26 protein-coding genes are annotated in these 24,912 nt (G+C 71.9%); 12 read left to right on the forward strand and 14 right to left on the reverse strand.

Annotated elements, in window-relative coordinates; genetic code table 11:
• Window positions 1-96: 96 nt before the first annotated feature.
• The 4 genes from ACWD11_RS05030 to ACWD11_RS05045 all read right to left on the reverse strand — a co-directional run bounded on the left by ACWD11_RS05030 (window position 97) and on the right by ACWD11_RS05045 (window position 5,921).
• Window positions 97-2,094, reverse strand: coding sequence for a TerD family protein (locus ACWD11_RS05030; RefSeq protein ID WP_451281342.1), 1,998 nt, complete (start codon window positions 2,092-2,094; stop codon window positions 97-99).
• Window positions 2,095-2,152: 58 nt separating this feature from the next.
• Window positions 2,153-2,731: a TerD family protein gene (locus tag ACWD11_RS05035; protein WP_250070511.1), complete on the reverse strand. Its 579-nt coding sequence runs from the start codon at window positions 2,729-2,731 to the stop codon at window positions 2,153-2,155.
• 151 nt (window positions 2,732-2,882) lie between these two features.
• Complete coding sequence (uvrB, locus tag ACWD11_RS05040) at window positions 2,883-5,015, reverse strand: excinuclease ABC subunit UvrB (protein ID WP_451281344.1); 2,133 nt, start codon at window positions 5,013-5,015, stop codon at window positions 2,883-2,885.
• A 39-nt stretch (window positions 5,016-5,054) separates the two neighbouring features.
• Entirely contained in the window at window positions 5,055-5,921 is an 867-nt protein-coding gene (locus ACWD11_RS05045) for an MHYT domain-containing protein (RefSeq protein WP_451281346.1), read from the reverse strand.
• 278 nt (window positions 5,922-6,199) lie between these two features.
• Here ACWD11_RS05045 and ACWD11_RS05050 point away from each other — a divergent pair, with 278 nt between their 5' ends.
• Window positions 6,200-7,072, forward strand: coding sequence for a glycerophosphodiester phosphodiesterase (locus ACWD11_RS05050; RefSeq protein ID WP_451281348.1), 873 nt, complete (start codon window positions 6,200-6,202; stop codon window positions 7,070-7,072).
• A gap of 51 nt (window positions 7,073-7,123) precedes the next feature.
• Entirely contained in the window at window positions 7,124-7,678 is a 555-nt protein-coding gene (locus ACWD11_RS05055; RefSeq protein ID WP_451281350.1) for a methylated-DNA--[protein]-cysteine S-methyltransferase, read from the forward strand.
• A gap of 33 nt (window positions 7,679-7,711) precedes the next feature.
• Here the strand turns inward: ACWD11_RS05055 and ACWD11_RS05060 are convergent, their stop codons facing one another.
• Complete coding sequence (locus ACWD11_RS05060; RefSeq protein ID WP_389418683.1) at window positions 7,712-8,140, reverse strand: VOC family protein; 429 nt, start codon at window positions 8,138-8,140, stop codon at window positions 7,712-7,714.
• Between the two features lie 100 nt (window positions 8,141-8,240).
• On the opposite strand from ACWD11_RS05060, the gene ACWD11_RS05065 reads away from it, so the two are divergent.
• Together ACWD11_RS05065 and ACWD11_RS05070 are read left to right on the forward strand one after the other, a co-directional pair.
• Window positions 8,241-9,149: a pseudouridine-5'-phosphate glycosidase gene (locus tag ACWD11_RS05065; protein WP_389418682.1), complete on the forward strand. Its 909-nt coding sequence runs from the start codon at window positions 8,241-8,243 to the stop codon at window positions 9,147-9,149.
• Window positions 9,146-10,060, forward strand: a complete 915-nt coding sequence (locus ACWD11_RS05070) for a carbohydrate kinase family protein (protein ID WP_451281353.1) — start codon at window positions 9,146-9,148, stop codon at window positions 10,058-10,060. The genes ACWD11_RS05065 and ACWD11_RS05070 overlap by 4 nt, the downstream gene beginning before the upstream one ends.
• A gap of 73 nt (window positions 10,061-10,133) precedes the next feature.
• On the opposite strand, the gene ACWD11_RS05075 is transcribed toward ACWD11_RS05070, so the two are convergent.
• Window positions 10,134-10,928, reverse strand: a complete 795-nt coding sequence (locus tag ACWD11_RS05075) for a methyltransferase domain-containing protein (RefSeq protein ID WP_389418680.1) — start codon at window positions 10,926-10,928, stop codon at window positions 10,134-10,136.
• Between the two features lie 221 nt (window positions 10,929-11,149).
• Here ACWD11_RS05075 and ACWD11_RS05080 point away from each other — a divergent pair, with 221 nt between their 5' ends.
• Entirely contained in the window at window positions 11,150-12,277 is a 1,128-nt protein-coding gene (locus ACWD11_RS05080; protein WP_451281355.1) for a magnesium and cobalt transport protein CorA, read from the forward strand.
• Window positions 12,278-12,331: 54 nt separating this feature from the next.
• Here ACWD11_RS05080 and ACWD11_RS05085 read toward each other — a convergent pair whose 3' ends face one another.
• The gene (locus tag ACWD11_RS05085) at window positions 12,332-12,760 is read right to left on the reverse strand and encodes a CBS domain-containing protein (protein WP_389418678.1); all 429 of its coding nucleotides are present in this window, start codon (window positions 12,758-12,760) and stop codon (window positions 12,332-12,334) included.
• Window positions 12,761-13,008: 248 nt separating this feature from the next.
• Complete coding sequence (locus ACWD11_RS05090) at window positions 13,009-13,641, reverse strand: uridine kinase (RefSeq protein WP_451281357.1); 633 nt, start codon at window positions 13,639-13,641, stop codon at window positions 13,009-13,011.
• Between the two features lie 68 nt (window positions 13,642-13,709).
• Here ACWD11_RS05090 and ACWD11_RS05095 point away from each other — a divergent pair, with 68 nt between their 5' ends.
• The 3 genes from ACWD11_RS05095 (at window position 13,710) to ACWD11_RS05105 (ending at window position 16,710) form a co-directional block, all read left to right on the forward strand.
• Window positions 13,710-14,405, forward strand: coding sequence for a DUF2293 domain-containing protein (locus ACWD11_RS05095; protein ID WP_451281359.1), 696 nt, complete (start codon window positions 13,710-13,712; stop codon window positions 14,403-14,405).
• Window positions 14,406-14,631: 226 nt separating this feature from the next.
• On the forward strand, window positions 14,632-15,111 hold the full coding sequence (locus ACWD11_RS05100) for an anthrone oxygenase family protein (protein WP_389418675.1): 480 nt from the start codon (window positions 14,632-14,634) through the stop codon (window positions 15,109-15,111).
• Window positions 15,112-15,222: 111 nt separating this feature from the next.
• Entirely contained in the window at window positions 15,223-16,710 is a 1,488-nt protein-coding gene (locus tag ACWD11_RS05105) for a glutamate synthase subunit beta (protein WP_451281361.1), read from the forward strand.
• A gap of 146 nt (window positions 16,711-16,856) precedes the next feature.
• Here the strand turns inward: ACWD11_RS05105 and ACWD11_RS05110 are convergent, their stop codons facing one another.
• Window positions 16,857-17,333 carry a carboxymuconolactone decarboxylase family protein gene (locus ACWD11_RS05110; RefSeq protein WP_389418673.1) on the reverse strand — a complete coding sequence of 159 codons (477 nt, stop codon included), beginning with the start codon at window positions 17,331-17,333 and terminating at the stop codon, window positions 16,857-16,859.
• 46 nt (window positions 17,334-17,379) lie between these two features.
• Here ACWD11_RS05110 and pdxR point away from each other — a divergent pair, with 46 nt between their 5' ends.
• Window positions 17,380-18,801, forward strand: a complete 1,422-nt coding sequence (pdxR, locus tag ACWD11_RS05115; protein ID WP_451281364.1) for a MocR-like pyridoxine biosynthesis transcription factor PdxR — start codon at window positions 17,380-17,382, stop codon at window positions 18,799-18,801.
• A 108-nt stretch (window positions 18,802-18,909) separates the two neighbouring features.
• Here the strand turns inward: pdxR and ACWD11_RS05120 are convergent, their stop codons facing one another.
• Both ACWD11_RS05120 and ACWD11_RS05125 read right to left on the reverse strand, forming a co-directional pair.
• A complete protein-coding gene (locus ACWD11_RS05120) occupies window positions 18,910-19,164 on the reverse strand; it encodes a DUF397 domain-containing protein (protein WP_389418671.1) in 255 nt (84 codons plus the stop codon).
• Complete coding sequence (locus tag ACWD11_RS05125; protein ID WP_389418670.1) at window positions 19,165-20,025, reverse strand: helix-turn-helix domain-containing protein; 861 nt, start codon at window positions 20,023-20,025, stop codon at window positions 19,165-19,167.
• Window positions 20,026-20,227: 202 nt separating this feature from the next.
• Here ACWD11_RS05125 and ACWD11_RS05130 point away from each other — a divergent pair, with 202 nt between their 5' ends.
• Window positions 20,228-20,830 carry an ATP-binding protein gene (locus ACWD11_RS05130; RefSeq protein WP_389418669.1) on the forward strand — a complete coding sequence of 201 codons (603 nt, stop codon included), beginning with the start codon at window positions 20,228-20,230 and terminating at the stop codon, window positions 20,828-20,830.
• A complete protein-coding gene (locus ACWD11_RS05135; RefSeq protein WP_389418668.1) occupies window positions 20,827-21,255 on the forward strand; it encodes a hypothetical protein in 429 nt (142 codons plus the stop codon). Before ACWD11_RS05130 ends, ACWD11_RS05135 begins: the two co-directional genes overlap by 4 nt.
• An 80-nt stretch (window positions 21,256-21,335) precedes the next feature.
• Here the strand turns inward: ACWD11_RS05135 and ACWD11_RS05140 are convergent, their stop codons facing one another.
• From ACWD11_RS05140 to ACWD11_RS05150, 3 genes are all read right to left on the reverse strand, one after another.
• A complete protein-coding gene (locus ACWD11_RS05140; RefSeq protein WP_250070490.1) occupies window positions 21,336-21,518 on the reverse strand; it encodes a hypothetical protein in 183 nt (60 codons plus the stop codon).
• Window positions 21,519-21,673: 155 nt separating this feature from the next.
• The gene (locus tag ACWD11_RS05145) at window positions 21,674-22,363 is read right to left on the reverse strand and encodes a DUF899 domain-containing protein (RefSeq protein WP_389418667.1); all 690 of its coding nucleotides are present in this window, start codon (window positions 22,361-22,363) and stop codon (window positions 21,674-21,676) included.
• A gap of 109 nt (window positions 22,364-22,472) precedes the next feature.
• Window positions 22,473-23,816, reverse strand: a complete 1,344-nt coding sequence (locus ACWD11_RS05150) for an amidohydrolase (protein ID WP_451281368.1) — start codon at window positions 23,814-23,816, stop codon at window positions 22,473-22,475.
• A 138-nt stretch (window positions 23,817-23,954) separates the two neighbouring features.
• Between ACWD11_RS05150 and ACWD11_RS05155 the strand changes: the two genes are divergently transcribed.
• Window positions 23,955-24,893, forward strand: a complete 939-nt coding sequence (locus ACWD11_RS05155; protein WP_451281370.1) for an endonuclease/exonuclease/phosphatase family protein — start codon at window positions 23,955-23,957, stop codon at window positions 24,891-24,893.
• The last annotated feature ends 19 nt before the right edge of the window (window positions 24,894-24,912 follow it).

Raw genomic sequence — 24,912 nt, forward strand, 5'->3', positions numbered from 1 at the left:
CCCAATCACCAAGGATTGGTAAAGGGGGAAGTAAAGGAAGACCCAAAAAGCCAGGTCAGCGTGGCTTTACGGTTGCTTTGTAAAGCCTGGATCAGCTCATCGGTTCCAAGAACGGCGCGCTGCCGCCACTTGGGTGAGCACCTGCTGGAGCACCTGACTGCCGGGCGGCACGAGCGGGGGCTCGTAGGTCCAAGCGTGGCCCACCCAGGGGTCGGCGAGATGGTCCTCGGCCACCGGGGTCAGTCGCAGCAGCGAACGCCACAACGGGTCCAGCAGCGGCCCGTATGCGGAGGCCTCCTCGCGGTCGGCGACCATCATCAGGTGGACGCCGACGGACGGCCCCTCGTCCGCGAGGTAGCGCAGCTGGTTCACGGCGCGGTCGTCGAAGCCGTGCGGGAAGTCATGGACGATCAGCAGCTGCTCGGCGGTGTCGAAGCCGGGCGGCAGCGACTCGGACGCACCGCCGCGCACCGCCATCTGCACCAGGTCCACGCGCTGGGTGAGCTTGCCGAGGACCTCCGTCACCCCCGCCGCCCCCACGGCGGGCGGCGCCGCGAGCACGCCGGTCTGCACCAGCGGGGCGAGCGCCTGGGCGCCGGAACCGGCCGGGTCGATCACATGGACCGTGAAGTCCCCCGCCGGGTAGACGGCGAGCAGCCGGGCCGCGTGGGCCACGGCCGTCTCCAGCGCGAGCCGACGCAGGTCGTGGGAGTCGTGGAAGGCGTCGTCGAGCGACCCGGACGCTCCGCTGTCGATCCACAGACCGCGCTCCAGCGGCAGCCGGACCAGCATCGGTATGCGCAGCGGGTCGCTCTCGGGCAGGTGCAGATCGCCCAGGCGCAGTGCCATGGGCGTCTCCATCGGCACCCGGTAGGCGTGCCAGACGGGGTTGTCCCAGCGGGCGTACGCCGCCGGCAGGGCGGGCTCGACGACGTCGGACTCGGCGGTGAGCTGGGCGAGGTCCCGGTCGAGGGTGGCCCTGGCCTGGTCCACGAGCTGGGCGTGCTTGGCCTGGGCCGCCTCGCGCGCCGCGTCGCCCTGGCCGCCGATCCGGCTGCGCGGGTCGGACAGGACCTGGTCGAGCTCCTTCTCCATGCGCGAGTCGGCGAAGTCGACGGCGCTGCGGTACGCGGCCGTCGAACGGGCCAGGTCCTCGAACATCCCCCAGACCTGGTTGTAGAGCCGCTCCTCCATGGACCAGCCGGTGGCGTCGCCCGCGACGGGCTGCCCGGGCCGGCCCGGCCGGGCCGGGGGCGCGGGCGGGGCGGGCGGCGGCGGGGCGGTGCTCTGCCGGCCCGGGTGGCTGTAGTTGATGCCGCCGGTGGCGGGCGGGTCCGCGGGCGCGGATGGGTAGCCGGCCGCGGGGGTGTGCTGCGGCGGCTGTCCGCCGTACGGCGAGGTGGCGGGCGTCGGCGGTACGGCCGGGCCGCCCTGGGTGGCGTACGGCGAGGTGGGCGCGGTGCCGCCCGGGTCGGGGCCGACGGCCGGGGCCGCCGGCTGCCGGGAGCGGTCGCCCTGGAGGGGGGCCTGGACCGAGCGGGCCACGCCCTGGGCCACCGCGTCGTTGATGCCGCCGGCCAGCAGACCCGCCTCGGGCAGGTTCTGGTCGGCGAGGAGTTCGGCGAGGCCGCCCGCGTAGCCCTGGCCGATGGCACGCACCTTCCAGGCGCCCTGGCGGCGGTAGAGCTCCAGGGCGACGACGGCCGACTCGGCGTCCAGTCCGGTGATGGTGTAGCTGGCCACCTCGGAGCCGTCGAGGCCGGTGACCGCGACGAAGGGGGCGGCGACCGTGCCGAAGCGGACCGGGCCCCCCACGCCGGTGGGCAGGGCGAGCAGCACACTGACCCGGTGCACGGCCTCCGGCACGGCGTCCAGGTCCACCGCGAGGCGATGGTCGGCCGCCGCCTGCCGGGAGACCTCCAGGCCCGGCAGGGTGGGCGCGCCCGGATGGGCCACCCACTCGCTGCCCTGGACCTTGCCGTTCTCGTCGCTGAGCGTGGCGCCCGCCACGACCGGCGCGCCGGCCGAGACCCGGATCTCGAGACGGGACTGGGGAAGCGGGTGGTTCTGCCCCCGCACCAGCTCGGCCGTCATCGCCTTAGTCCCCCTGTGTCGCTGATCTCTGGTGGTGTGTGCTGCTCGCCCGGTGGGCCTACAGGTGCGGCAGGATCGCCGGCATCAGGTCCTGGAAGGTACGGCCATTGGCCGGCGTACCGATGGCGGTCATCGTCCAGCCCGGGCCGTTGCGGTGCACCTTCGCCATGATCTGCGCGGTGTAGGCACCACCGCCGGCGAGGGTGTAGCGGGCCAGCTCCTGGCCGTTGGTCTCGTCGACGATGCGGCAGAACGCGTTCTGCACCTCCTGGAACGTCTGGCCCGTGAAGGAGTTCACGGTGAAGACGATCTGGTCGATGTGGACCGGGATGCGCTGCAGGTCGACGAGGATCGCCTCGTCGTCGCCGCCCTGGCCGACACCGCCGACCAGGTTGTCACCGGTGTGCCGGACCGAGCCGTCGTCGCTCACCAGGTGACGGAAGAAGACCACGTCGACCGGCTGCTTGTCGGCGAACAGAACGGCGGAGGCATCGAGGTCGACCTCCCGGGTGCGCGAGCCGAACAGGCCGCGCCGGGGGGCCGCCTGCCAGCCGAGACCCATGCGCACCGCGGTCAGGCTGCCGCCGTCGTTCTTCTGCAGACTGATGGCCTGACCCTTGGTCATGTTGACGGTCACGCGCTGATTCCCCTCTCGAACTGTCCCCTGTTGCCGCGGAGTCCGCGGATGACGAGAACCCTACGCAGGGGCACTGACAGTGCCGTACCCAGGGCCGCACTTTGTGTCGGTCTTGCAACACTCGCGCGCCCGCGCGGTCCCCGGTGTCCCTTCAGGCCAGGCCCGCCTCCTTCATCTGGCGCAGTTCCTTCTTCATCTCGGAGACCTCGTCGCGCAGCCGGGCCGCGATCTCGAACTGGAGGTCGGCCGCGGCGGCGCGCATCCGCGCGGTCATCTCCTCGATCTGCTCGGTGAGCTCGGCGGCGGGCCGGTCGGTGGGCGCCGTCTGCTTGGCCTTGCCCTTCGCGCCGCCCTTGGCTGCCTTGCCGCCGAGCGCGGGCACCGGCGCCTTGGCGCCCTTGCCGTCCTTGGTCTTGCGGTAGCCGGAGCCGAGCAGCTGCTCGGTGTCGACGTCCTCGCGGGCGATCTGCGCGACGATGTCGTTGATCTTCTTGCGCAGCGGCTGCGGGTCGATGCCCCGGGCCTTGTTGTACGCGATCTGCTTCTCCCGGCGGCGGTTGGTCTCGTCGATGGCCTTCTCCATCGCCGGGGTGATCTTGTCGGCGTACATGTGGACCTGGCCGGAGACATTGCGCGCGGCGCGGCCGATGGTCTGGATGAGGGAGGTGCCCGAGCGAAGGAAGCCCTCCTTGTCCGCGTCGAGGATGGCCACCAGGGAGACTTCGGGCAGGTCCAGGCCCTCGCGCAGGAGGTTGATGCCGACCAGCACGTCGTACTCACCGGCGCGCAGCTCGCGCAGCAGTTCCACGCGGCGCAGGGTGTCGACGTCGCTGTGCAGATAGCGCACCTGGATGCCGAGTTCGAGGAAGTAGTCGGTGAGGTCCTCGGCCATCTTCTTGGTGAGCGTGGTGACCAGGACCCGTTCGTCCTTCTCGGTGCGCTTGCGGATCTCGTGCACCAGGTCGTCGATCTGACCCTCGGTGGACTTGACCACGACCTCGGGGTCGATCAGGCCGGTGGGGCGGATGATCTGCTCCACGGCGCCGTCGGAGCGCGAGAGCTCGTACTGGCCCGGGGTCGCCGACAGATAGACCGTCTGCCCGATGCGCTCCTGGAACTCCTCCCACTTCAGCGGGCGGTTGTCCAGGGCGGAGGGCAGCCGGAAGCCGTGGTCCACCAGGGTGCGCTTGCGGGAGGCGTCGCCCTCGTACATCGCGCCGATCTGCGGCACGGTCACATGGGACTCGTCGATGACGAGCAGGAAGTCGTCCGGGAAGTAGTCGAGCAGGGTGTTGGGCGGGGAGCCGGGCAGGCGGCCGTCGAAGTGCATCGAGTAGTTCTCGACACCGGAGCAGGTGCCGATCTGGCGGAGCATCTCGAGGTCGTAGGTGGTGCGCATGCGCAGGCGCTGGGCCTCCAGCAGCTTGCCCTGCTTCTCCATCTCGGCGAGGCGCTCCGCCAGCTCCTTCTCGATGTCGTTGACGGCCCGCTCCATGCGCTCGGGGCCGGCGACGTAGTGCGAGGCCGGGAAGACGTACAGCTGCTGGTCGTCGCTGATGATCTCGCCGGTGAGCGGGTGCAGGGTGGACAGCGCCTCGATCTCGTCGCCGAACATCTCGATGCGGACGGCCAGCTCCTCGTAGACCGGGAAGATCTCGATGGTGTCGCCGCGCACGCGGAAGGTGCCGCGGCTGAAGGCCAGGTCGTTGCGGGTGTACTGGATCTCCACGAAGCGGCGCAGCAGCTGGTCGCGGTCGATCTCCTCGCCGACCTTGAGGGGGACCATCCGGTCCACGTACTCCTGCGGGGTGCCGAGGCCGTAGATGCAGGAGACCGAGGCGACCACGACGACATCGCGGCGGGTGAGCAGCGAGTTGGTGGCGGAGTGGCGCAGTCGCTCGACCTCCTCGTTGATCGAGGAGTCCTTCTCGATGTAGGTGTCCGACTGCGGGACGTACGCCTCGGGCTGGTAGTAGTCGTAGTACGAGACGAAGTACTCGACGGCGTTGTTCGGCAGCAGCTCGCGGAACTCGTTGGCCAGCTGGGCGGCCAGGGTCTTGTTCGGCGCCATGACCAGGGTGGGGCGCTGGAGCTGCTCGATCATCCACGCGGTGGTGGCGGACTTGCCGGTGCCGGTCGCGCCGAGCAGGACGACGTCCTTCTCACCTGCCTTGATGCGCCGGGCGAGATCGGCGATGGCCTGCGGCTGGTCGCCGCTGGGCTGGTAGGAGCTGACGACCTCGAAGGGCGCCACCGTGCGTTCGATGCTGGAAACGGGCCGCATGCATCCACCGTACGGCCCCCCACTGACAACGCGTCCCGATCAGCGGTTCTGCGGGGTGCGGGGGCGGTTCTCGCCGAGCGTGCGGCGCGTGCGGAGCGTGGGCCGGCGGGCGGTGTGGGCGGCGGCGGTGTGGGCGGGGATGCCGGGCTTGTCGTCCACGGGGGCCAGGGCGGGCTTGCCCATGACCATCAGGGGGTCGACCATCACCACGACTCCGGCCAGCAGCAGGAAGGTGAGCGGGCCGATCATCATGGGCGCGAGCAGGGACGCCGGTGAGTCGCCCGTGGTGGTGTCCTGGGCGGTGTGCAGATGGACGCTGAGGGCGGCCATGCCGGTGTAGTGCATGCCGCTCACGGCGAGCCCCATGACGAGGCTCGCGCCCACGCTCCACAGGAAGCCCCTGACCTGTCCGGCGGCCCACAGGGCGGCGGTGGCCGCGGCCATGGCTATGGCGACCGAGGCGGCGACGGTGAGGGTGTTGTACTCCAGCTTGCCGTTGAGCTGGAGGCCCGCCATGCCCAGGTAGTGCATGGAGGCGATGCCGAGTCCGGTGATGGTGCCGCCGGTGAACAGGGCGGCGCCGCGCGCGCCCCGGTAGCCGACGATGAAGATCCCGATGCCGACCATGACGACGGCGACGGCGAGGCTCGCGAACGTCATCGGCCTGTCGTAGTGGATCGGGGTTTCCTGGACCGTGAACCCCATCATCGCGACGAAGTGCATGGTCCAGATGCCGGACCCGATGGCCGCCGAGCCGAGGGCGAGCCAGCCGGGGCGCCAGGAGCGGGTGACGAGCATCGCTCTGGTGGTGCAGCGCAGGCCGAGGGCACCGCCGAGGCAGGCCATGACGTAGGCCACCAGCGGTGTGACGAGGCCGTAGCTGAATCCGTCGACCGTGCCCTGCATGCGCGGCTGTCCTTCCGCCCTCTTGCGTCCCGGAATGTGCTGATATCCGCCCCCCTCCCAGGACCGCCCGAGCGGCCAGGGCCGAGGCAGAGAGTATGACCTCAACCGGAATGGTCGAACGACTTTCCGGCAAAGAAACACGGCCCTGCCCCAGTTGTGCGGCAGTGGTGAACGGACCTGGGCAACCCCTTCAGTCGATGGCCATTCTGCAACCCCCTGATGTTGACGCGCTGCTGTCAGAGTGGAGCCGTCCGTGACGCTCGTCAAAAGGAGTACCCATGCCCGCGCGCGTTGTTGCCGTCACGACCACCGCGCTTCTGGGAACCGTCGCCTTCCTGCTGCCGCCCGCCGACGCCCGCGCGGACGTCACCGGCACACCGCCGACCGTCCTCGCCCACCGGGGCGCCTCGGCCTACGCGCCCGAGAACACCCTCGCCGCCGTCGACGCGGCGGCCCGGCTCGGCATCCGGTGGGTCGAGAACGACGTCCAGCGCACCAAGGACGGCGTGCTGGTCGTCCTCCACGACGACAACCTGCGGCGGACGACCGACGTGGAGGAGGTCTTCCCCGGCCGGGCACCCTGGAAGGTGAAGGACTTCACGGCCGCCGAGATCGCCCGCCTGGACGCCGGGAGCTGGTTCGGCCCCGCATACGCGGGCGCGCGCGTGCCGACGCTGGAGCAGTACATGGACCGCGTCGAACGGCACCGCCAGAAACTGCTCCTGGAGATCAAGAACCCCGGCCTGTACCCGGGCATCGAACGGCAGACCCTGAAGGTGCTCGGCACCGAGGGCTGGCTCGACCGGCGTCACCTGGGCCGGCTGATCGTGCAGAGTTTCAGCGCCGACAGCGTGCGGACCGTCCACGACCTCAAGCCGGCGGTGAAGACCGGGTTCCTCGGCACACCGTCCGTGGCGGACCTGCCCCGGTACGCAGAGTTCACCGACCAGATCAACCCCTCCCACACCTCGCTCTCCACGGGCTACGTCGCCGCCGTGCACGGCTTCACCGGGGCGCACGGCAAGCCGCTGGAGGTCTTCACCTGGACCGTCGACGACGCGGTGAACGCCCGGCGGGTGGCCGGGTACGGCGTCGACGGCATCATCACCAACAAGCCGGACGTGGTGCGGAACGCGGTGCGCGGCAGGTGACGGGCTGAAGGGAGCCCGGCGTTGTCAGTGCCGGACCGTACGGTGGGAGACATGGACAGCCATGGGCAGTACGAGCGGCAGGTCGTATGGACGGTCGTCGGCACCGACATCGGTCCGCTGCTGCTGGCCGCGACCCGCGAGGGCCTGGTCAGCGTCGTCTTCCACGCCACCGACGCGGTGCGCGAGAGGGCCCTGGACCGGCTCACGTCCCGGCTGGGCGCCGAGCCGGTCCAGGCGCCCGGCTCCCCTCTGCTCACCGAGGCGATACGCCAGCTGACGGCCTACTTCGCGGGCGAGCGCCATGACTTCGAGCTGCCGCTGGACTGGTCGCTGATCTCTGGTTTCCACCGGCAGGTGCTGCGCGAACTGGCCGCCGGTGTGCCGTACGGCTCGGTCGTCGGTTACGGCGATCTCGCCGCGCGGGCCGGGCAGCCGGGCGCCGCGCAGGCGGTCGGCATGGCGATGGGCGCCAATCCGCTGCCGGTGGTCGTGCCCTGCCACCGGGTGGTGGAGAGCGACGGCGGCATCGGCGGCTTCGGGGGTGGCCTGGAGACCAAGCGGAAGCTGCTCGCCCTGGAAGGTGTACTGCCCGAGCCGCTGTTCTGAGCCCCTCGGCGCCGCGTGCGGTGCGTCCGGCCGCTAGTCGTAGTGCCGGGCCTCGAAGACGTTCCCGTCCGGGTCGCGGAAGTAGAAGCTGCGCTTGGCCAGGCCGCGGGCGCCGAAGGAGTCGAAGGTCACGTCGGAGACCGGTACCTCGTGCTCCTCAAGGCGGCCGAGGAGCGCGTCGAAGGCGTCCGCCGAGAGGGCGACGCAGATGTGGTTGACCGGGTGGCCCGCGCTCTGCGCGGCTCCCGCGAGCATCTTCATGCGTTCGGCCATGGCCAGCGGCATGAGGTCGAGGATGGTCTCCTCGTTGAGCCGCACCGAGGGGAAGGGCACCTGTCCGGTGGCATAGTCCGCGAGTCGTACGGGCTCCGTGCCGAGCGTCTTCTCGTAGAACTCGGCCGAGCCGATCGGGTCGCTCACCCAGAGGACGACATGGTCGAGTCGTGCGGTGTGGTCGGTCATGCGTCCCAGGCTGGTGTCGTCCCTCACCGGCCGCAAGTGGTTTGACCGGGCGCCGGGCCCGCCAGGGATGAGGGAGAACCGACGGACAGGAGGCGGGCGCGTGGTGCTGGTGGTGTCGGAAGAGGTGCGGGACGCGATCGACGCGCGGCGACCCGTGGTGGCCCTGGAGTCCACGATCATCGCGCAGGGGCTGCCCCGCCCGCGCAATCTCCAGGTGGCCCTGGAGCTCGAGGACGTCGTACGGCGCGAGGGCGCCGTGCCCGCGACCGTCGCCGTGCTCGACGGGCGCCCCCATGTCGGCCTGGACAAGGAGCAGTTGGAGCGGGTCGCCAACGAGGACGGGATCCGCAAGCTGGGCCACCGCGATCTGCCGCTCGCGGTGGCGGCCGGGGCGAGCGGGGCGACCACGGTGTCGGCGACGGCCCTGCTGGCGGCCCTGGCGGGCGTGCGGGTCTTCGCGACGGGCGGACTCGGCGGGGTGCACCGGGAGTGGACGGTGACCCAGGACGAGTCGGCCGACCTGGGCCTGCTGGCCCGCACCCGCATCACGGTGGTCTGCGCGGGCGTGAAGTCGATCCTGGACGTGCCGGCCACGCTCCAGCGGCTGGAGACGCTGGGTGTCGCGGTGGCCGGGTACGGCACGGACCGCTTCCCCGGCTTCTACCTGTCGGACTCGGGCCATCCCGTGGACTGGACGCTGCGGTCGCCCGAGGAGGCGGCGGAGGTGATGCGCGCTCAGGACGCCCTTGGCGGCCCGGAGTCGGCGCTGATCGTCGCCAACCCCGTCCCGGAGGCCGAGCAACTGGACCCCGAGCTGCACGCACGTGTGCTCGCCGAAGCGCTGCACGCGTGCGAGGAGGAGGGGGTCACCGGTCAGGCGGTCACCCCGTTCCTGCTCGACTACCTGGTCCGGCACACCGACGGGGCCTCGCTCAACGCCAATCTGGCGGCGGTACGCGGCAACGTAGGGCTGGCGGCGCGGATCGCGGCGGCCTGGGCCCGGGCATGACGACTGTGCCGGACGGTGCCCTGCTGGTCGTCGGCGACGTCGTCACGGACGTGATCGCCCGGCACCGGGGGACGCTCGCCTCGGGCACGGACACGGCCGCCGTGATCCGTACGGTGCCCGGCGGCGCGGGCGCCAACGTGGCCTGCTGGGCCGCCTACCGCTCGGGCGTGGAGGTACGGCTGCTCGGGCGGGTGGGCGCGGACGCGGCGGCCTGGCACGAGCGGGAGCTGGCCGCCTGCGGTGTCCGGCCCCGGCTGGTCGTCGACCCGGACGCGCCGACCGGAACCGTGATCTGCCTGGTGGACACCGGCGCGGCGGCCGAGCGGACCTTCCTGACCGACAGCGGCGCCTCGCTGCGGCTGGAGCCCGGCGATTGGTCGGACGCGCTGCTCGACGGGGTCGCCCGGCTGCACCTGTCGGGCTACCTGCTGTTCTCCGGACCGAGCCGCGCGCTGGTGGCGGCGGCACTGGAGTCGGCACGCGCGCGGGGTGTGCCGGTGAGTCTGGACCCGGCCTCGGCCGGGTTCCTGGTGGAGCTGGGCGTGGACCGCTTCCTGTCGCTCGTCGACGGCGTCGACGTGCTGCTGCCCAGCCGTGACGAGGCGTGCCTGCTGACGGGGTTGCCCGACGCGACCGACGCGGCGGCCAAGTTGAGCCGCCATGTCCCGCTCGTCGTCGTCAAGCGGGGCGCGGGCGGGGCGCTGGTGGCGCGGGCCGGCGCGGTGTACGCCCGGCTACCGGCGGCGCCTGCGACGCCGGCCGACACCACGGGGGCGGGTGACGCCTTCACCGGCGCGTTCCTGGCGGCCCTGATCCGGGGCGCCGAGCCGGAGGAGGCGGCGCGGGAGGGGTGCCGGGCGGGGGCGCTGGCGGTGGAGCGGGTGGGCGGCAGACCGCCGGGGACGGACTGACGGCACGGACCGGGTGCCGCGTCGCTTACCCGGCACGCCGCACCCCGGCCACACCGTCGACTCCCCCTCCCCCTTACCCCTTGCGCCCCCACGCCGAGATCATCGGCGCCGTGGCCAGGTCCATCCCTCCCGAGGCGACATTGCTCAGATGGCGGTCGACCTCCGCGTCCGTGGCGAAGCCCGCGGCGACGAGCTGCTCGCGGACATGCTGGATCCTGGCCGACTCCAGTGCCGCGCAGGCGGGAGAGCTCAGCGGGAAGTAGGCGTCGGCGTGCACCCGCTGCAGCCCCGCCTCACGCAGCAGCCGCGGGAGTCCGCGCCCGTAGGAGAGGTCGGCGCCGCGGTCGGCGAGGAGTTTGCGGAAGCCCTGCCGCAGACGGTTCGCCAGCTGCTGGTCGGGGCCGTACTCGTCGGGGCAGACCAGGGGCTGCAGGGCGGGATCGGCGTCCTCGACCAGCAGTCGTCCGCCGGGCCGCAGGGCGCTGACCATGGACCGCAACGCCCCTGCCCGGTCGGGGACATGAACGAGGCCGAGCCGGGCATGCACCAGATCGAAGCCCTCCCCGGGCGGCCGCTCGGTTCCCACGTCGTGGACCCGCACCTCGACGGGCGGCCGGGCCGCCGCGGCGACCCGCGAGGTGTCGATGTCCGTCGCCACCACCCGTCCGGTCGGTCCGACCTTCTTGGCCAGCCACGACACCACGGAGATGCCGCCCGCGCCGATCTCCCAGCAGCGCCAGCCGGACCCGATGCCGAAGGACTCGAAGTGCCGGAAGGTGGTGGGATCGAAGAGTGCGGCGAAGGCGTCGAAGCGCTCGCCCGCTTCACGCTGCCGGTTGTCCAGGAGGTACCCGTCGGATCGCGTCATGCCGGGATCATCCCAGTTACCCCTCTTGTCCGGAGGGGGCGACGCGCACCCGGACCCCGTTCGCGACCCGGCCGAACCGGCTTTGTCCACAGCCGGGAACCAAGCGGAATGCGATGCTCCCACAGGCTCGCCCGGCTCTCACGCCGACCTGGCAGACTGGCGCGACCAGCGCGGGAAGAGCGGCGCGAGGAGATCCACGCACGGCACGCAAGGAGATCCAGATGTCCATGGCAGGAAATCTGCGGAAGGTCACGAGCCTCGGCCCGGTCGGCGGCCTGCGCAAGGTGGCGCGGCTGACCCGGCGGCGGCGCCGCGTCGACCTGAGCCACCCGGCTCGCTCCCCGCTGGGCTCCTCCGTGGTCAACTGCGTGAGCTATCGCGAGGGCCGGAGGGTTCCGGGGGGCGGCGATCTGGTCGAGACCGTGGAGCAGGTGCGCAAGCACGGCGACGGTTTCGTCTGGCTCGGTCTGCACGAGCCGACGGAATCGGAGTTCGCGGACGTCGCCGAGCTCTTCGAGCTGCATCCACTGGCCGTCGAGGACGCGATCGAGGCCCATCAGCGTCCGAAGCTGGAGCGCTACGACGAGACGCTGTTCGCGGTGTTCAAGACGGTCTGCTATGTCGAGCACGAGGAGCTCACGGCGACCAGCGAAGTGGTGGACACCGGCGAGATCATGGTCTTCACCGGTCATGACTTCGTGATCACCGTGCGGCACGGGCGGCACGGCTCACTGGGCCCGCTGCGCGAAGGGCTGGAGTCCGAGCCCGAGCAGCTGGCCAAGGGCCCGGCCGCGGTGCTGCACGCCATCGCGGACCATGTGGTCGACGAGTATCTGAGCGTCACCGACTCGGTGCAGGGGGACCTCGACCAGGTGGAGACGGATGTGTTCGCGGAGGCCGGCGCCCGGGTGGATCCTGGCCGGATCTACCAGCTCAAGCGTGAACTGCTGGAACTGAAGCGGGCGGTGGCACCGCTGGCGCGACCGCTGGAGGAGCTCGCTACCCGGCCGATACGGGTGGTGGACCCGGAGATACAGGCTTACTTCCGGGACGTCACCGATCACCTGCTGCGGGTCAAGGACCAGATCGCCTCCTTCGACGAGCTGCTCAACTCGATCCTCCAGGCGCACCTCGCGCAGGTCACGGTCGCGCAGAACGAGGACATGCGCAAGATCACGGCCTGGGCCGCGCTGGTCGCCGTACCGACGATGGTCTGCGGGCTCTACGGCATGAACTTCGAGCACATGCCGGAGCTGCACTGGCAGTTCGGCTACCCGCTGGTCATAGGGGTGATAGCCGTGGCGTGTCTGACGCTGCACCGCGGGTTCCGGCGCAACGGCTGGCTGTAGGGCGCGCCGACACCCCCGGCGCGGTTGCCCGGCCGGGGGTGCGAGGGACGGTCCTCAGTGGGCGGGGGTTCGGGCGTAGACGCTCTCGGCCCAGGCGCCGATCTGGTCGTCCGGCAGATGCCGGGCGAGGTCGGCCTCGCTGATCATGCCGACCAGGCGCTTGTTCTCGATGACGGGGAGCCTGCGGATCTGGTGCTCCTGCATCTCCCGGAGCACCTCGCCGACGTCGGCGTCCGCCTCGATCCAGCGCGGGGTGCCCTGGGCCATCTCGCCGGCGGTGACCTTGGCCGGGTCGTGCCCCATGGCCACGCAGCCGACGACGATGTCGCGGTCGGTGAGGATGCCGCAGAGGCGTTCGTTCGCGTCGCTGATGGGCAGCGCTCCGACGCCGAGGTCGCGCATCAGCTGGGCGGCGCGGTCCAGGGTCTCGTGCGCCGGGATCCACTGGGCTCCGCGGTGCATGATGTCTCCGGCAGTGGTCATGGAGTACCTCCCTGTGCCGGACGGCCGGCGCGGCGCAGGGCGCACCGCTAGTCCCGGCGCCTCACATTCTCGCCGCGCCGGACAGCGCCCGCACCTTCACCGCCGGAACCCGGGAGGTGCCCGCCGATCAGCCGCTCGGGCCGGATGCCAGGGCCCGCCGATCACCCGCCGAACAACCGCTCGGGCCGGATGCCGGGTCTGCCGATCATCCAGCGATCAGCCGCTCGGCCCGGGGGCGGGCCCGCCGATCAGCCGCTCCAGGCCGGGTGCCGGGGGTCGTCGGCGCGGACCAGGACGTCGGCGGTGGCGGCCGGGGCGGTCTCGTCCTCGTAGCGCGCGAAGGCGGGGAGGGTCCAGTGGTCGGGTTCGGGGGTACGGCGGCGCAGGGCGCCCGCGGAGAGGAGGACGTGGACGGAGAGGTCGAAGGGGAACCAGTGCCGCAGCAGCAGGGGGCCGTGCAGCAACAGCACACCACCGGGCGGGAGGTGGACGTAAGGGCTGCGGGTGGCCCGGTCGGTGACCGGGTCCCACAGGTCGGGCAGGACGCGGCCGTCGCCGCCGGGTTCGAGGGGGCCGAAGACCTCACGCCACAGGGCGCCGGTGTCCAACCAGCCGTCGTAGTAGGCCTCCACGTCCCGGCGGCCGTGTTCCAGCCGGAGGGAGGCGGGGCGCAGAAAGCCCTCGGCGCCGACGACCAGCGAGGGGCGGCCGCGGGTGCGCAGGGCTTCGGCGACGCGTTCCGCGAGGCCTCCCGGGCGGGCCGCGGGGGCGCCGTCGAAGGCGATGCGCGGCCAGGGGGCGCCGTCGGCGGGCTGCAGGCCGAGCAGCCGGTCGGCGAGCAGGTCGCCGAGCCGTTCCCAGGTGATCGCTTCGAGTCGCACAGAGCCCATGATGCGTCAGGGCCGGGAGGAGGGCGGTGTCAGTGCACGTCGAGGGGAATGAACCGCGTATGGAGCACCTGGCAACTCCCCCGCACCGCGGCGGACTTCTCGTGATCCAGCCGCTCCGGCGGCGGCACTGCGCGGAGTGCCGGGGCGGGCCGCTGTCGCTGCTCGTGCTGGAGGACGGGACGCCCCGGTGTCTCGACTGCGCGGACCTCGGGCATCTGGTCTTCCTGCCGCGTGGCGACACCGCGCTGACCCGCAGGTCCCGGCAGGAGAGCGCCCTGTCGGCGGTGGTGGTGCGGTTCAACCGGCGCAAGGGGCGCTATGAGCGGCAGGGCGTTCTCGTGGAGGAGGCGGGGCTGGCCCGGGCCGAGGAGCTGTGCCTCGCGGACGCCGAGGCGAGGCGGCGCCGACGGCAGCGGGACGCGCGGCGGAGGGAGGCCGAGGACGGGCGGTTCGCGGAGGCGTTCGCGGCGGAGATCCGGCGGCTGTTCCCGGGGTGCCCGCCGGAGCGGGCGGCCGCGACCGCCGCGCATGCCTCGGTGCGGGGCAGCGGGCGGGTGGGCCGGAGTGCGGCGGGGCGGGCGCTGTCCGAGGGTGCGGTGACCTCGGCGGTGGTGGCGTCCGTGCGGCACACGGACACGCCGTACGACCAGTTACTGATGAGCGGGGTGCCGCGGCACGAGGCCCGGCGGCGAATCGCGGCGGCGGTGGAGACCGTACTGAGGGAGTGGCGCGAGCCGGCGGCGGAGGCGGGCTGACCGGCCCACCCACAGCCCTGACGGCCCGCCCAGAGCCCTGACAGCCCACCCGGAAACCCGCCCGTCGCGCCCCGAGACCTGACCGTAGCCCACCCCGGCCCCCATCTGGACGCTCGCGTATGCCCGCGCGGCGCTCGGCCATGGGATACGTCGGCGCGGCGGATTTCACTTGTGGTGACGGGCGGTGCCGGGGAGGATCCCGGCAGGACTGGGGAGTTGACGTCACATGATCGAGGGACCGTTTTTCGTACTGACCGTGCTGGGCGTGCTGGGGACCGGCTTGGTGGCCGGGGCCTTCTGCGCGTTCTCCGCCTTCGTGATGAAGGGGCTCGCCGCGCTGCCGCCCGCGCAGGGCGTCGCGGCGATGCAGGCGATCAACGTGGCCGCGGTGACCCCCGCCTTCATGACCGTGTTCATCGGCTCGGCGGCCCTGTGCGCCGTGCTCGCCGTGGTGACGTTCGTGGTGTGGCCGGACGAGGGGACGGTGGAGCTGCTGCTGGGCAGCGCCCTGTATCTGTTCGGCTCGTTCGGGGTGACCGTCCTCGCCAACGTGCCCCGCAATGACGAGCTGGTGAAGATGGAGGCGGGCACCCGCGAGGCCGCCGCGTACTGGACCGCGTACGTGCGGGAGTGGACGGCCTGGAACCACGTCCGCACGGTCGCCTCGGCCGCCGCCACAGTCTGCTACGTCCTGGCCCTCACCTGAGCGAAAACGCCACGGGCCAGCGAAAGCGCAAGAGGCTGACGAGACGTATCGTGGCCGGAAGAGTGCCGACCGATGACGTACGGCCCCGCTCCGCACGCGAGGGAGACGGCCATGGCCGATCCCAAGGGATTCATGACCACACCCCGCCAGGACTGGCCCCGCCGGCCGGTCGAGGAGCGGGTCCGGGACTGGGACGAGGTGTACGTCCCCGGCGCGCTGCTGCCCATCGTCAGCAAGCAGGCCGACCGGTGCATGGACTGTGGGATCCCGTTCTGCCACGACGCCTGTCCGCTCGGCAATCTGATCCCGGAGTGGAACGACCTGGTGTCGAGGGAGGACTGGCGGTCGGCCGCCGACCGGCTGCACGCCACCAACAACTTCCCCGAGTTCACCGGCCGGTTGTGCCCGGCGCCCTGCGAGGCGGGGTGCGTACTCGCCATCAACCAGCCCGCGGTCACCATCAAGAACGTCGAGTGCGCGATCGCCGACCGCGCCTGGGAGCTGGGGTTCGCCCCGCCCCGGCCGCCGGACCGGCTGTCGGGACGGACGGTCGCGGTGATCGGGTCGGGGCCCACAGGGCTCGCGGCGGCGCAGCAGCTGACCCGGGCCGGGCACACGGTCGTCGTGTACGAGAAGGACGACCGCATCGGCGGGCTGATGCGGTACGGCATCCCCGAGTTCAAGATGGAGAAGGCCCGGCTGGAGCGCCGTATCGACCAGATGCGCGCCGAGGGGACCAGGTTCCGTACCTGCACGGCGGTCGGGCGGGACATCGGGGCGGACGAAGTGCGCACCCGCCACGACGCCGTGGTGATCGCCACCGGTGCGACCGCGTGGCGTGAACTGGACGTGCCTGGACGGGAGTTGGCCGGGATCCAGCAGGCCATGGAGTATCTGCCGCTGGCCAACCGGGTGTGCGAGGGCGACCTTCCGGCATCGCCGATGTCCGCCGCCGGGAAGCACGTCGTCATCGTCGGCGGCGGGGACACCGGCGCCGACTGTCTGGGCACGGCGGTGCGGGAGGGCGCCGCCTCGGTGACCCAGCTCGACATCTACGCCCAGCCCGGCGCCGAGCGCGACGACGACACCGAGCCCTGGCCGACGTATCCGAGGATCTACCGGCTCTCGGCGGCCCACGAGGAGGCCGGGGAGCTGCGGACCGCCCCGGCGGCGGACGCGGACGCGCGACTGTTCGCGGCGTCAACGCTCCGCTTCACGGGGGACGGGGAGGGGCGGGTACGGTCCCTGCACCTGGTCGAGGTCGACTCGGGACGTCGGCCGGTGCCGGGCACCGGGCGGGCCATTCCGGCCGATCTGGTCCTGCTCGCGCTCGGCTTCTCGGGGCCCGACCGGGAGGACGGGCTGATCGGGCAGCTGGGTCTTGAGCTGGAGCCCCGCGGCACGATCGCGCGGGACGTCGGCTTCGCCACCGCCGTCCCCGGGGTGTTCGCCGCCGGGGACGCCGCCCGGGGCCAGTCGCTGATCGTGTGGGCGATCGCGGAGGGGCGGGCGGTGGCCGCGGCGGTGGACCGGTATCTGACCGGGAGTTCGCGGCTGCCGGCGCCGATCTCCCCGTACGACCGCCCGATGGCCGTGTAGACCCCATCCGGCCCCGTACGACCGCTCAATGGCCGCACAGGCCCCACATCGGACGTCGTACAACCGCCCGATGACCGCACAGGCCCCACATCGGACGCCGCACGACCGCCCCCAGGCCGCGCAGGCCCCGCATCGGGAGCAGGCGCCTACCGCTCGTCCGTCCCCGCCACCTTTGCCGTGGCCAGCGCCACGCGGTTCCAGGTGTTGATCGTGAAGATGAGGGCCAGCACCCGGGCCAGCTCCTCCTCGTCGAAGTGGGCCGCGGCCTCGGCGTAGACGGCGTCCGGGACACCGCCCTCGGCGACCAGCGTCACCGCCTCCGTCAGGGCCAGCGCCGCCTGCTCGCGCTCGGAGAAGAAGTGCCGGGCCTCCCGCCAGACCGCCACCATGTGCAGCCGGTCCTCGCTCTCGCCGGCCTTGCGGGCGTCGTTGGTGTGCATGTGCAGGCAGTACGCGCAGTTGTTGAGCAGCGAGGCACGGATCTGGACCAGCTCGACGAGCGTCGGGTCCAGGCCCTCACGAGCGGCGGCGTCGAACCCGACGAGGGCGCGGAAGGCCTTCGGGGCGGTCCGGGCGAAGTTGATGCGGGGCGTCTCGGTGCTGACCGGCGTGTTCGTCGTCATGCCTTCAACCTACGGCCTGGAAAGACCCCCGGTAGGGTGCATTCTTGTGTCCGAATCATGGGTCAATTCCGCCGAGCGGATCGGCGCCGACCTGCATCTGGAGCTGTCCGGCCCCGGCGGCAGACGGGCCGCCCTCACCCGTGCCCTGCGCGACGCCGTACGCGGTGGCCGGCTCGCCCCCGGCACCCGGCTCCCGCCGTACCGCTCGCTCGCCGCCGACCTGGGTGTCGCCCGGAACACCGTGGCCGACGCGTACGCCGAGCTCGTCGCCGAGGGCTGGCTCACCGCCCGTCAGGGCTCGGGCACACGGGTCGCCGAACGGGCCGAACCGCCGCGACATGCCGTGAAAACCCCGCCGAGGACCCCTCTACGCGCGCGTGGCCCGCGCCACGACCTGCGCCAGGGCACCCCGGACGCTTCGGGCTTCCCGCGCGCGGACTGGCTCGCCTCCTACCGGCGGGCCGTGCAGCAGGCGCCCAACGAGGTATTCGGGCCCGGCGATCCCGCCGGCCGGGTCGAGCTGCGGGAAGCGCTGGCGGAGTACCTCGCACGCGCGCGTGGCGTCCGCTGCGATCCGGACCGGATCGTGATCTGCTCCGGCTTCGCCCACGCGCTGCGGCTCCTCGTCGAAGGGCGCGTGCTGCGGGCTCCGCTGGCCGTGGAGGCGTACGGGCTGCCCTTCCACCGGGAACTGCTGACCGGTGCCGGGGTGCGGACCGTGCCGCTGCCTCTCGACGAGGACGGCGCCCGGGTCGATCGGCTCACCCGCGAGCGCGGGGTCCTGCTCACGCCCGCGCACCAGTTCCCGACCGGCGGGCCGCTGCACGCCGACCGCCGCGCCGCGGTGATCGACTGGGCACGCCCGCGTGGCGCGGTGATCGTGGAGGACGACTACGACGGGGAGTTCCGCTACGACCGCAAGCCCGTCGGCGCCGTGCAGGGGCTCGACCCGGAACGGGTGATCTTCATCGGGTCGGTCAGCAAGAGCCTGTCCCCGGCGGTCCGCCTGGGCTGGATGGTGCTGCCCGGGGAGTACGTCGAGGGCGTGCTCGCGGCCAAGGGCGAGCGGGAGGCCTGGGCGAGCGTGCTCGACCAGCTCTGCCTCGCCGACTTCCTCACCCGGGGGTCCTACGACCGTCATGTGCGGCGCATGCGGCAGCGGTACCGGAGCCGCCGGGACCGGCTCGTCGCGGCGCTCGCCGCTCGGGCGCCGCACATCGAGGTCACCGGGGTGGCGGCCGGACTGCACGCCGTACTGCGACTGCCGCCGGGGTCCGAGGCGGCCACCGTCGAGCGGGCCGGGCGGCTCGGCGTGGCCCTCGACGGGCTCGCCGCGTTCCGGCATCCGGGAGCGTCGGAGGCCGCCGTACCGGCCCATGACGGGCTGGTCGTCGGCTACGCCACGCCCTCCGAGCACGCCTACCCGGCGGCTCTGGACGCCCTCTGCGCGGCGTTTCCGGATCCGTGAATCTCCTCCCGTATGTCCGAAAAGGCTGTTCTTTCCGTCAGTCAGCAATGCAGCACAGCAACTCAGTGTCTTAGAAAAGCAACCGGCACACCCGATGAGGGAACTGCCTCAGGAGATCAGGAAGTCCGCCGCACCCGCCTTGGCGCCTTCGATGAATGCCGTCATCTCGTCGGTGGTGTAGATCAGCGCCGGCCCGTCCGGGTCGGTCGACTGACGGACGGCGATCCGTCCGTCGGCAAGCTTCATCGCCTCCAGGCAGTTGCCGCCGTTGCCGCCGCTCCACGGCTTGTGCCAGCCCTCGCTGCCCAACTCCCGCGCGGGCATGCCGTTGTAGACGGGTATCCGCGGCTTGATGCGATCCATTCACAGCTCCTTGCGGAGATCCCGGAGAATCTCCTTCGTGCGATGCGCCGTAGCGGCCTGCGCCGCCATGCGGTCCATGACCTCCAGGTGGGTCGCCACCTCGGGGCGCGCGTCCAGGTAGACGGCGCCGGTCAGGTACTCGCTGTAGACCATGTCCGGCAGTTCTGACATGGCAAATCGGAACAGCACGAACGGCCCGTACGTGCCCGGGTGCGGCCCGCTCTCGAACGGGGCGACCTGCAGCGTCACGTTGGGCAGCTTCGTCATCTCGAGCAGCCGGTCGATCTGGGCACGCATCACCTCCGGGCCGCCGACCTGGCGGCGCAGCACGGTCTCGTCCATGACGGCCCACATGCGGGGGGCGTCGGGCCGGGTGAGCAGATCCTGGCGTTGCATGCGCAGCGCCACATGGCGTTCGATGTCGTCGGGCTTGGTCTGGCCGATGGCGCCCGAGCGCAGCACCCCGCGCGCGTAGTCCTCGGTCTGCATCAGGCCGGGCACGAAGTGCGGCTCGTACGACCGGATGAGGCTCGCGGCCCCCTCCAGGCTGACGTACATCGAGAACCAGCCCGGCAGGATGTCGTGGAACCGCTGCCACCAGCCGGGTTTGTTGGCGTCCTCGGCGAGCTGCACGAAGGCCGCGGCCTCCTCGTCACCGACCCCGTAGGCCTTCAGCAGCAGCTGGAGGTACGGGATCTTGAAGGCGACCTCGGCCATCTCCATCCGGCGGACGGTGGCGGGGGCGACACGCAGGACGCGGGCGGCCTCCTCACGCTTGAGCCCGGCGCGTTCCCGCAGGTCCAGCAGGCGCCGGCCGAGGACGACCTGGCCGACCGTCGGCGCGGACCGCGGCTCGCTCACGCTCCCACCTCCACCAATGAATCCTGACAGCCCTGCGGCGCCATTCGAAGACCTATTCGAAGATCTGGACAGACCTCCGGCGATCCCAATTGGCGCCGCTCGACAAGCTGTTGCGAGCAGTGTGCCACGGCCATCCACCGCGTCACACAGCACTCTGCATTTTTCAGAGTGACACTTGCCAAGTGTTCACGGCGGGGCGATAGTGGCAAGCGTGATTCCGTCCGCGCCCTTAGGAACAGACGCCGCCGCAGGCCTGCTCGGCCTCGGTGCCGCCACGGCGGTAGGCCCTCAGCGGGGCCCCGCCGAGCGCCGGTTCCGTTTCGAGCTGGCCGCACATCCGGGCTCCCCCGCGCAGGCCAGACGCCTGACGAGGGCCCGGCTGACCGGCTGGTCGGTCTGCGAGGACACCTGCGACACGGCGGCCCTGGTGGTCTCCGAACTCGTCACCAACGCCATCGTGCACACGGCGAGCAGGCACATCGTCTGCGAGCTGCACGACGGCGACGACCTGGTGCGAATAGCCGTGCGCGACCAGGGGTGCGCACCGGGTGAGCCCCACCCGGCGGCGCAGCGCGGCGACGAGGAGCACGGGAGGGGATTGCTCCTCGTCGACGCCCTCTGTCACTCCTGGGGCGCCCATGAGCACGGGCCCGGCCTGCTGGTCTGGGCGGAACTGCCGCGCAAGGCGGAGGAGCCTCGCGAGGACACCGGGCCGCGCAACGACCTGGGCTGGGGAGCCCGGCCCAAGCCGGGCGGCCCCGCCGGGGGATCCGACGGCGAAGACGAGGACGGGGGGCCTGCGTGAGCGTGACGTCCGGCGGCGGTCAGGTACTGAACCTGGACACACTGGTCCGGCTTCGCCGCGGGCTCGCTTCGCGGCTGGAGCCGTCGAGGCTGGCGGTGCCGGAAGGCATGACCACGCCGCTGGGTTTCGACGCGGTGGCCGTACCCGCTCGCCTCGGGCCGCTCATCCTGCCCCGGCTGCCTCAGGTGGGGTGTGTCTACGCCGATGACGCGTACTGGTGGTGGATCGTCCCGTCCGACTCCGACTACGCGCTGGAGTGGCCGGAGCCCTGCCGGTACGCGACGGGCGCGGTGGTTCCGGACGAGGTCCGGCTGATCCACCGGCCGGAGGGGGCGGTGCCCTACACGCCGCCGATCCCGCTGTACCTGGCGCTGTGCCGGCTGACGGGGACCAATCCGCCCTGGGCCCGGCAGGTCAGCGCGTAGCGCCCCGCGGGGAGGCAGGCTTTCGTCCGCCGCTACGCCGTGGCTGGTCGCGCGGTCCCCCGCGCCCCTTCGGGGCGCCCTCAGGCGGCCGCGTCGACGGTCATCTCGCTGCGCACGATCACCAGGAAGGTGTCCGTCGCCAGGTCCATCACGACCTCGGCGTCCAGGCCTTCCCGACGCCGCGCCTGCGCGAACTCCTCCGCCGGCCAGGAGCCTCGCGGACCGCCGGCGGGAAAGCGCTCAAGCACCGTTCGCCTGTTCACCCTGCACCTCCATCTAGCGCTGTACTCGAAGAGTTAAACGCCAACAGCGGGGTGAACGCTTCGCGAAGTGACGGGACTGAGACATTGTTGACACTCATTCACCACGGAGGGTGAACGGGGCCCCAGCTTTATGTAGTTTTCGGTTACTTTCCGCCTCAGTCCTCGTACTCATCGTGATAGCGCACGCGCTCACTGCCCGCGGGCGTCCCCAGGGACGACGCACGCCCCTCGGGTTCCTCCCACTCCTCCTGCCGGCCCAGCGCGGTCAGGTCCAGGAAGCTGGTGGTCGAGCCAAGACCGTCCAGCCCGCGCTCGAACGTCGAGTAGGTGTGGAACACCCGGTCGCGGACTCTGAGGAAGCAGCTCACGCCGGGACGCTCTACGGGTTCCCCGTCATCCTCCAGGGTCACCTCGAAGTCGCGGTTGAAGTCGTTGCCGTGGGACGAGAACCACGGCAGCGTCCACCCCATCCGTGCCTTGAACGGCAGGATCCTGGTGTACGGCGCTCTGGAGACCACCACGAACGAGGTGCCGCGGGCCCGCAGATGGGCGAGATGGCCGACCTGGTCCAGGAACGCCGAGCAGCTGCGGCAGCCGGCCTCCCACTCGGGCGCGAACATGAAGTGGTGGACGACGAGTTGGTGCCGCCCCTCGAAGAGGTCGAGGAGGGTGGCCTTGCCGTCGCCGCCCTCGAAGACGTACTCCGTGTCGATCTCGACCATGGGCAGCCGACGCCGCTCGGCGTTGAGCGCGTCACGCGCGCGCGTGGCCGCCTTCTCCCTGAGCAGTAACTCCTCGCGTGCCGCGCGCCACTGAGCGCGCGAGACGATCTCCGGAAGCGACATGGGCCCCTCCTGTGCGAACGGTCCGTTCCGAGGGGTGACCGGGGGGAGGAGCGGAACTCATCGCTCGTGCCCAAGATTTTTTGGTGCGACCTTTCCGAGGGCCCCGCGGCTACGTTTCGTACTCCTGGATCCGCCTGCCGTGGCCCCGGTCGAGCAGCCCCGGCAGGCGTTCCGTCAACTCCCCGACCACCGCGCCGACATCGAGGGTCAGCAGCTCGCGGTCGCGCATCAGGACACGGCCGTCGACGATCGTGGTGCGTACGTCGGAGGAGCGGGCGCTGTGCACCAGGGTCGCGGCGAGGTCGTGGACGGGCTGGGTGTGCGGGCCGGTCAGGTCGACCAGGACGATGTCCGCCCGGCGGCCGGGGGCGAGGCTGCCGATCCGGTCGCCGAGTCCGACGGCCCGCGCGCTCTGCAGGGTCGCGTGGTGCAGGGCTTGACGGGACGTCAGCCAGCGGGGGTCACCGGTCGTCGACTTCTGGATGAGCGCGGTGAGCGCCATCGACTCCCAGACGTCGAGGGAGTTGTTGGAGGCGGCGCCGTCCGTGGCGAGTCCCACGGGAACGCCGATCTCGCGCAGGGCGCGCACCGGGGTGGTGGTGGGCCAGCCGAACTTGAGGTAGCCACGGGGAGCGGTGGCGACGGCCACCTGGCCACCGGCTTCCGCGAGAAGGGGCAGGTCGGCGTCGAGGATGCCGGTGCCGTGGGCGATCAGGACGTCGGTGTCGAGGATCCCGGTGCGCCGGAGGACCTCGATGGGTGTGACTCCGTGCCGGGCCAGGCTCGCCTCGGTCTGGTCGCGGTTCTCGGAGGCGTGCAGATGGACGGGGAGGTGGTGCTCGCGGGCGAGTGCGGCGGTGGCGGCGAGATCGGCGCCGGTGACGGTGTAGGGGGCGTGCGGAGCGAGGGCGGTGGTGATACGGCCGCCCCGGTGCCGGAGGGCGAACTCCAGTGAGCGCTCCCGGCCCTGCGGGCCCTGGGAGGAGAAGAAGGCCTCGCCGAGATGGGCCCGCAGGCCGCACTCGTCGACGACCCGGGCGACGGCGTCCATGGCGAAGTAGTGGTCGGCGAAGCAGGTCACCCCCGCGCGGATCATCTCGGCGCAGGCGAGCCGCGCCCCCAACTCCACATCCCGTCCGGTGAGGTTGGACTCGACGGGCCAGACGACGTCGTTGAACCACTGCTCGGTGGGCAGATCCTCGGCGACCCCGCGCAGCGCGACCATCGGGGCGTGGGTGTGGCAGTTGACGAGCCCCGGCAGGGCGACCTGACCACGGCCGTCGAGCCGCTCCACGGCAGGCCGGTCCCCCACCTCCGCGGCACCCGTGACGGCCTCGATCACCCCGTCCCGTACGACGATCGCGGCGTCCTCCTCGAAGCGGATCCGCTCTTGATCGTCGTGCAGCAGGACGGTGCATCCGGTGATGATGAGCTCGGCGACGGTCGACGTCATGCCGCCAACGTACGACGGCGTACCCGCCCGGTGTGACCCGGACCGCGCATGTCGCCGCAGCTCTGTCGCGAACCCCACCGGGCGAGCACCCTGGCCTCATCACCGCCCGCCGCAACGGCTTACGGAAAGGGCCCCGGCATGCTCCTCGGCACCTGGAACCTGGAGAACCTCTTCCTGCCCGGCGGCCCGTCCGGCCCGAAGGACAAGGCCGCCTACGAGGCGAAACTGGCCGCCCTGGCCGCCGTGATCACGGAACTCGACCCGACGCTGCTCGGCGTGCAGGAGGTCGGCGATCCGGCGGCGCTCGGCGACCTGGCCGACAGGGTGGGCGGCGACTGGCACACCGCGCTCTCGGAGCATCCCGACGGGCGGGGGATCCGGGTCGGCTTCCTCAGCAGGGTGCCGCTGCGGGTGCTGGCCGACACGAGCGCGTTCCCGCGGAAGCTGCGGCCCGTGCAGGTGGACGACACGGGCGGGGAGACCGCGGTGGCGGGGCGGGGCTTCCTCGCGGTGGAGGCGGGGCCGTTGCGCGCCGCCGTCTGCCACCTGAAGTCGAAGCTGCTGAGCTATCCCGGGGACCGTTTCCAGCCGCGGGACGAGGGCGAGCGGGCGCGTTTTGGAGCTTACGCGCTCTACCGACGGGCGGCTGAGGCGGCGGCGGTGCGGGCGCTGGCGGACGAGTTGCTGGCGGGCGCGGGCCAGGAGCGGGACGTGGCGGTCGTCGGCGACCTGAACGACGAGGTCCAGGCGGCCACGACCCAGATCCTGCTGGGCCCGTCCGGCTCGGAGATCGGCACGGCGGGCTTCGACACCCCGGACCGGGGCGACGCGGTACGGCTGTGGAACACCGCGCCCCTGATCCCCGCCGCCCAGCGCTTCTCCCGCGTCAATTCCGGCCGCCGCGAGCTGATCGACCACGTCCTGCTGAGCCACCGCCTGGTCCACCGCGTGACGGAGTCCGGCACGGGCCTCCCCGGCGCGAACGCCCCGCACCTGCCGTCGATCGGCCCGGACCCGACGGACCGCCGGGGAAAGCCCGGCTCGGACCATGCGCCGGTGTGGGCGCGGTTCGGCTAGGGCGGCGGTCGGGGTTCGG

Source organism: Streptomyces sp. NPDC002776, from assembly GCF_053592195.1.

What these genes read in the sequence shown, in the direction of transcription:
- ACWD11_RS05060 (WP_389418683.1), bottom strand. Translation starts at nt 8,140, where the DNA reads ATGACCGACCACACCGCACGACTCGACCATGTCGTCCTCTGGGTGAGC.
- ACWD11_RS05105 (WP_451281361.1), top strand. Translation starts at nt 15,223, where the DNA reads ATGGCCGATCCCAAGGGATTCATGACCACACCCCGCCAGGACTGGCCC.
- uvrB (WP_451281344.1), bottom strand. Translation starts at nt 5,015, where the DNA reads ATGCGGCCCGTTTCCAGCATCGAACGCACGGTGGCGCCCTTCGAGGTC.
- ACWD11_RS05110 (WP_389418673.1), bottom strand. Translation starts at nt 17,333, where the DNA reads ATGACGACGAACACGCCGGTCAGCACCGAGACGCCCCGCATCAACTTC.
- ACWD11_RS05100 (WP_389418675.1), top strand. Translation starts at nt 14,632, where the DNA reads ATGATCGAGGGACCGTTTTTCGTACTGACCGTGCTGGGCGTGCTGGGG.
- ACWD11_RS05085 (WP_389418678.1), bottom strand. Translation starts at nt 12,760, where the DNA reads ATGACCACTGCCGGAGACATCATGCACCGCGGAGCCCAGTGGATCCCG.
- ACWD11_RS05145 (WP_389418667.1), bottom strand. Translation starts at nt 22,363, where the DNA reads ATGTCGCTTCCGGAGATCGTCTCGCGCGCTCAGTGGCGCGCGGCACGC.
- ACWD11_RS05120 (WP_389418671.1), bottom strand. Translation starts at nt 19,164, where the DNA reads ATGGATCGCATCAAGCCGCGGATACCCGTCTACAACGGCATGCCCGCG.
- ACWD11_RS05080 (WP_451281355.1), top strand. Translation starts at nt 11,150, where the DNA reads ATGTCCATGGCAGGAAATCTGCGGAAGGTCACGAGCCTCGGCCCGGTC.
- ACWD11_RS05150 (WP_451281368.1), bottom strand. Translation starts at nt 23,816, where the DNA reads ATGACGTCGACCGTCGCCGAGCTCATCATCACCGGATGCACCGTCCTG.
- ACWD11_RS05075 (WP_389418680.1), bottom strand. Translation starts at nt 10,928, where the DNA reads ATGACGCGATCCGACGGGTACCTCCTGGACAACCGGCAGCGTGAAGCG.
- ACWD11_RS05095 (WP_451281359.1), top strand. Translation starts at nt 13,710, where the DNA reads ATGGAGCACCTGGCAACTCCCCCGCACCGCGGCGGACTTCTCGTGATC.
- ACWD11_RS05070 (WP_451281353.1), top strand. Translation starts at nt 9,146, where the DNA reads ATGACGACTGTGCCGGACGGTGCCCTGCTGGTCGTCGGCGACGTCGTC.
- ACWD11_RS05055 (WP_451281350.1), top strand. Translation starts at nt 7,124, where the DNA reads ATGGACAGCCATGGGCAGTACGAGCGGCAGGTCGTATGGACGGTCGTC.
- ACWD11_RS05045 (WP_451281346.1), bottom strand. Translation starts at nt 5,921, where the DNA reads ATGCAGGGCACGGTCGACGGATTCAGCTACGGCCTCGTCACACCGCTG.
- ACWD11_RS05030 (WP_451281342.1), bottom strand. Translation starts at nt 2,094, where the DNA reads ATGACGGCCGAGCTGGTGCGGGGGCAGAACCACCCGCTTCCCCAGTCC.
- ACWD11_RS05050 (WP_451281348.1), top strand. Translation starts at nt 6,200, where the DNA reads ATGCCCGCGCGCGTTGTTGCCGTCACGACCACCGCGCTTCTGGGAACC.
- ACWD11_RS05155 (WP_451281370.1), top strand. Translation starts at nt 23,955, where the DNA reads ATGCTCCTCGGCACCTGGAACCTGGAGAACCTCTTCCTGCCCGGCGGC.